Annotated in this window: 7 protein-coding genes; 4 read left to right on the forward strand and 3 right to left on the reverse strand. The window is 38.9% G+C overall.

All coding sequences use genetic code 11. The annotated features are described in order from the left end of the window. The first annotated feature begins 192 nt into the window (after nt 1–192). From efp (AC1DND_RS17900) to AC1DND_RS17915, 4 genes are all read left to right on the forward strand, one after another. Complete coding sequence (gene efp / locus AC1DND_RS17900) at nt 193–753, forward strand: elongation factor P (RefSeq protein ID WP_055904075.1); 561 nt, start codon at nt 193–195, stop codon at nt 751–753. Nucleotides 754–884: 131 nt separating this feature from the next. After that, nucleotides 885–1445, forward strand: coding sequence for an elongation factor P (efp, locus tag AC1DND_RS17905; RefSeq protein WP_029274299.1), 561 nt, complete (start codon nt 885–887; stop codon nt 1443–1445). A 152-nt stretch (nt 1446–1597) separates the two neighbouring features. Beyond that, a complete protein-coding gene (locus tag AC1DND_RS17910; RefSeq protein WP_477583671.1) occupies nt 1598–2158 on the forward strand; it encodes a 5-formyltetrahydrofolate cyclo-ligase in 561 nt (186 codons plus the stop codon). 10 nt (nt 2159–2168) lie between these two features. After that, nucleotides 2169–2327 (forward strand): hypothetical protein, encoded by a 159-nt coding sequence (locus tag AC1DND_RS17915; protein WP_157257919.1) that lies wholly within the window; start codon nt 2169–2171, stop codon nt 2325–2327. A gap of 119 nt (nt 2328–2446) precedes the next feature. Here AC1DND_RS17915 and AC1DND_RS17920 read toward each other — a convergent pair whose 3' ends face one another. From AC1DND_RS17920 to AC1DND_RS17930, 3 genes are all read right to left on the reverse strand, one after another. After that, nucleotides 2447–3400, reverse strand: a complete 954-nt coding sequence (locus AC1DND_RS17920) for a formimidoylglutamase (RefSeq protein WP_477583673.1) — start codon at nt 3398–3400, stop codon at nt 2447–2449. Beyond that, nucleotides 3393–4634: an imidazolonepropionase gene (hutI, locus tag AC1DND_RS17925; RefSeq protein ID WP_477583674.1), complete on the reverse strand. Its 1242-nt coding sequence runs from the start codon at nt 4632–4634 to the stop codon at nt 3393–3395. The genes AC1DND_RS17920 and hutI overlap by 8 nt, the downstream gene beginning before the upstream one ends. A gap of 99 nt (nt 4635–4733) precedes the next feature. Next, the coding region (locus AC1DND_RS17930; protein ID WP_477583676.1) for an exodeoxyribonuclease III at nt 4734–5488 on the reverse strand (755 nt) is incomplete at its 5' end.

The following is a 5488-nucleotide window of genomic DNA, read 5'->3' on the forward strand; positions in this document are numbered from 1 at the left end:
GTTCCCAAAGGCATTTCTTTTATACGGGGATTTTTAAGGATTAACGTCGCTAAAAAAATCATCCGCGTATGCTTTCAGACCAACTAACAAATGACTTTTGAATCAATAATCCACAGATTTTCCTTTCCAAATCATCATTCCTTTTTTTAACTTTGGTGCTCAAAAATTAACAAAACTAGATTTCATTATAAAATGGCAAAGGCATCAGAAGTAAAAAGCGGAAATGTGCTTCGTTTTAACGGAGAGTTGGTAAGTGTAGAAGAGTATATTCACCGCACTCCAGGAAATTTAAGGGCTTTTTATCAGGCCCGCATGCGCAACGTAAAAACCGGAAAAATTGTAGAATACCGTTTCCGGACCGATGAAGAGGTGACCATTTGCCGTGTAGAAACCAACGACTATCAATATCTTTATGAAGACGGCGATTATTTGGTGGTGATGGACAACAACACTTTTGAGCAATACAATATCCCCAAGTTGCTTTTCGGAAACTCCATTAAGTTTTTAAAGGAGGGCATGAATGTAACCATCGCTTTTGAAAGTGACGAACCGATTGTTGCACAGCTCCCTAATAGTGTAGAGTTAGAAATTACCTACTCTGAACCCGCTGTAAAAGGCGATACCTCTACCAGTGCACAAAAATATGCCACCGTAGAAACCGGTGCTGAAATTAGAGTGCCTCTATTTATTAACCAGGGAGATAAGGTTAAAGTTGACACCAAAACCGGCGAATATATGGAGCGGGTAAAATAGCATAGTTGAAGGTTTAAATTTCCTTAAACCCTAAGCCTTATACCTTAAACCTTTATAGGTTTTTATCAAAATAATTTTACCTTTGCCGTCACGAAAAACYGAAATATAAATCCAATTTAGGATAACACAATATGGCAAAAGCATCAGAAATTAAAACAGGTAACATTCTTCGCATAAACAACGAGCTGGTTACTGTTGACGAATGGAATCACCGTACACCAGGAAAAGGTGGAGCATTTTACACTGGTAAATTCCGCAACATTAAATCGGGCAGAATTGTTGAAGCACGTATGAATACCGACGAGGCTGTAGAAATCTGCCGCGTTGAAACCAATGATTATCAATATTTATACGAAGAAGGTGATTATCTGGTAGTAATGGACAACAACAATTACGAACAGTTTAACGTTGAAAAATCACTATTCGGTTCGGCTATTAAATTCTTAAAAGAAGGCATGAACATCATCGTTTCTATGGAAAGTGAAGAAGCTATTATGGCTCAATTGCCAAACTTTGCTGAATTCGAAATTACCTACTCGGAGCCAGCTGTTAAAGGCGATACGTCTACAAACGCATTAAAAGCTGCAACATTAGAAAACGGTGTTGAGGTGAAAGTTCCGATGTTTGTAAACCAAGGAGATAAAATTAAAATCGATACCCGTACCGGCGAGTACGTTGAGCGTGTAAAATAATTTTAAGCAAAATACATGGAAGCCTCTGAAGTGAACTCTTCAGGGGCTTTTTGGTTTCTACATTTAGACCTGCAAGGTTTTAAAAACCTTACAGGTCTGTAAAAAACAACCCACTTCGCTCGCTTGTTATAAAAAACATAAATTTGAATACCATGTTAAAAGCCGAAATCAGAAAGCAAGCGCTAAAAGAAAGATTATTGCTGAGCGACACAGAGTACGAAAGCCTATGCGAAGCCCTCTTAAATGAGTTTAAATCGCTCGATTTTAGCCAAATTAAAACCCTCCACATCTTTTTGCCCATTACAGAAAAAAAGGAGCCCAATACTTTTTTACTGATCGAATGGCTTAATAAAAATCACCCAGAAATTAAAATCATTGTACCTAAAGCCGATTTTGAAACTGCTTTAATGACCAATCACGAATATTTAGGTGTAGGCGATTTAAAGAAAAACCTTTATAACATCCTGGAACCACAAAAAGGAAACCTGCATGAAGGCGAAGTAGATCTTGTTCTTATTCCACTTTTAGCTTTCGATAAACAAGGTTACCGGGTGGGTTATGGCAAGGGCTTTTACGATCGTTTTCTACAGGATATAAATGCTCAAAAAATAGGCTTATCTTTGTACCCTGCTATTGAAAAAATCGATGATGTAAATGAACACGACATCAGGTTGGATTTTTGCATTACGCCAACAGAAATTATAAAATTTTAAGCTTACCAGCATGCCACAGGAAATCGTTATCAAAACCGAAAAACAATACGAAGACAATATGATTGCGGTATTCGAGTTACAGGAAAAGGAGGAATTAACCGCTGAAGACCTGAAACAGATTGAATTGATGTTACAGGCCGGAGAAAAATACGAAGCCGAACATTTGTAGGGCTTTCCATTTTTAGGTCGTCATCCTGAATTTATTTCAGGATCTATTTCCAATGCGTAAGTCCCAATTAATAAAAAACAAGAAAGACCCTGAAATAAATTCAGGGTGACGCACTTAGATTAATGTCCCTTAACAAAATCACTCACCAGATAAGCAACCAGTTTAGCCGTTAACTTACTCACCCTCCCATCCAACATTCGCGCTGCGCCTTCACAAATATGTAGATAAGAAAACTTCTTCACACTGGTTAAAATGAGTTTTCTAATATCGTTAACGGCAAAACCAGATGGTGTTTCGGCACTGGAAAGTACATTTTGAACGCAGTCCAAATCGATTTCCAAACCCGCAACTGAACCTATTTCATTCACCAGGTCAGTAAAGTCAGTCCCGGTTAAAATATCGTCAAAAAACACAGCCTTAAGCTTTGGGTTCGTATCTATTTGATTTAAAATAGCTTCATTATTATAGTTTTGATGCAAGCCATACATGAAATAACTATTCAGGTAGTTTTCTTTCAACGCATAAGAAAATCCGTTCCCGCTGTGCCGACCTTCCAGTTCTCTTAAATCAGCATGCGCATCCACATTTAAAACCGCTATTGGGCTTTTATGTACGAAAGAAGTACCCTTAATTATTGGGTAGGCATTATTATGACCACCACCAATTACAATAGGTATTTTGCCTGCAGCTACTATTTTTTCAATTACAGGATAAACCAGCTCATCAATCTGTGCAACTTTGTTTCTTAAACCCGTTATGGAAGGATCTTCGGGCTCATCGATTTCGAAATGGCCTAAAATCAAAACCTCCTCGCCATTTAAAAAGCGGTTGCTCTGGATATTTAAAAAAGCCACCAAACTTGGTCGCCACATAGAGGCTGCACCTGCAATACCTAAGTTTGCACGCACACCTATGTCTTCTGGAATACCCAACAATACAAATTTCGCACTTGCCCCTTTCAGTTCATCCCATGAGGATAAGACAGCAACTTTTTCGCCCAGTTTGGTTTCGCCATCACGAGCGATGATTAAACGGTCGATGTCGCCCTGCGAATATATTTTAAGGTTATCCATTATAAATTTCACCGTTTAAAATAACTGTCTCTATTTGCGTTTCACCAAAACTATATGGCAAATAGGCAATTGAAGGCATCGGCTTGGTTATAAACAGGTTCGCTTTTTTACCAACGGTAATGCTTCCATAATCTTCACTCATCTCCATTGCTGCCGCACCATTTAATGTTGCAGCATTTATCGCCTGTTCAGGAAACATCTTCATTTTAATACATGCAAGTGACACCACAAAATTCATATTTCCTGAAGGTGTTGAACCTGGATTGTAATCGGTAGCCAAAGCAACCGGCAAATCGGCTCTTATAAAGCTTTTGGCATCAGCAAAAGGAATACCTAAGTAAAACGAACAAGAAGGGAGTAATGTTACAATGGTATCAGCATTTCTTAACGTTCGGATCGTTTCTTCATCACTTTCTTCGAGGTGATCAACTGAAATGGCTCTATTTTGCACAGAGACCTCTATTGCCCCCGAAACGGAAAGTTGATTGGCATGTACTTTTGGTTTTAGTCCGTATTTTGTACCTGCCTTTAATACCTGATCGGTTTCTTCGACAGAGAAAAACCCTTTTTCGCAAAAAACATCAATATAGTCGGCCAGTTTTTCTTGTGCTATTTGAGGCAGCATTTCATTAATAATTAAATCGATGTAACCCTGATGGTTGTTTTTAAATTCGGCCGGATAAGCATGAGCGGCTAAGAAAGTTGCTTTTATAGGAATCGGGAACTGATCTTTTAGCCTGCGGATCACCCTGAGCATTTTGATTTCACTCTCCGTGGTTAATCCATATCCGCTTTTAATTTCAACGGCACCGGTTCCCAGACGGATCATTTGCGTTAACCGCACAGATGCACTTTCAAACAATTCATCTTCCGAAGCTTTTTGGAGTTTATTAGCCGAATTTAGAATCCCACCACCCGCCGCGGCAATTTCTTCGTAGCTTTTGCCTTGGATTTTCATTGCAAATTCTTCCTCGCGCGAAGCAGCAAAAACAATGTGTGTATGGCTATCGCACCATGAAGGGAAAATATATCTGCCTTCTGCGGAGATATGGGAGGATAGATTTGAGATATGAGATGGGATTGAATCCATCTTTCCAAAATCCTTGATCAGATCATCTTCAATTAAAAGCCAGGCATTTTCAAGAACTGGTAACGAATCTAATTCACCGCCACGTAGCACTAATTTATCTTTGGAATGTAAGCCCACCAGGCCTTTTATATTTGTGATTAGCATTTGGTTAGATTAAGGTTAATTGTTTAAACTGTGCAAATTGGTTAATTGAGTTTTGGTTACAGTTAACCGATTTAAACAATTAACCAGTTAACCAAATACCTAATCGATCTCTAAAAGAACCGGACAATGATCTGAATGTATTGCGTCGGGTAAGATTCTAACATTTTTCAATCGGCTTTCCATAGGCCTGGTAGCCAAATGGTAATCGATCCGCCAACCCAAATTCTTTCCTCTCGAACCGGCACGGTAGCTCCACCAGGTATAATGGTGCGGGTCTTTATTAAAATGACGAAAAGTATCGATGAAACCATTATCCAAAAATAGCTGCATCCACTCCCGTTCTTCTGGCAAAAAGCCCGATGAATTGGCGTTTGATTTTGGGTTGTGAATATCGATGGAGGTATGACAGATATTATAATCGCCACTTACAATTAGATTTGGTATCTCTTTACGCAATTCTCCAATATATACATCAAAAAAACGCATAAATTCGTACTTTTTAACCTGACGTTCATCTCCGCTTGAGCCAGATGGCATATAGAGACTCATTAAAGAAAAATCGTTAAAATCTGCCCTTAAAATTCTACCCTCTTTATCTATCCATTCTTCACCGCAGCCAAATTCGATATGATTCGGTTTAATTCTGGTCAGAATTGCCACACCGCTATATCCCTTTTTTTCAGCGGGGAACCAATAATGATGGTAGCCAAGTTGCTCAATCAGTGCAATAATTTCAGGAATCTGCAATGGCAAGGCTTTTACTTCTTGCAGGCAGACCATATCAGCATCTGTAGCCTGAAGCCAGCCAAAAAAGTTTTTGGTACTTGCTGCCCTAATCCCATTAACGTTATAGG

The sequence above is a fragment of the Pedobacter sp. 01N416 genome, assembly GCF_056399685.1.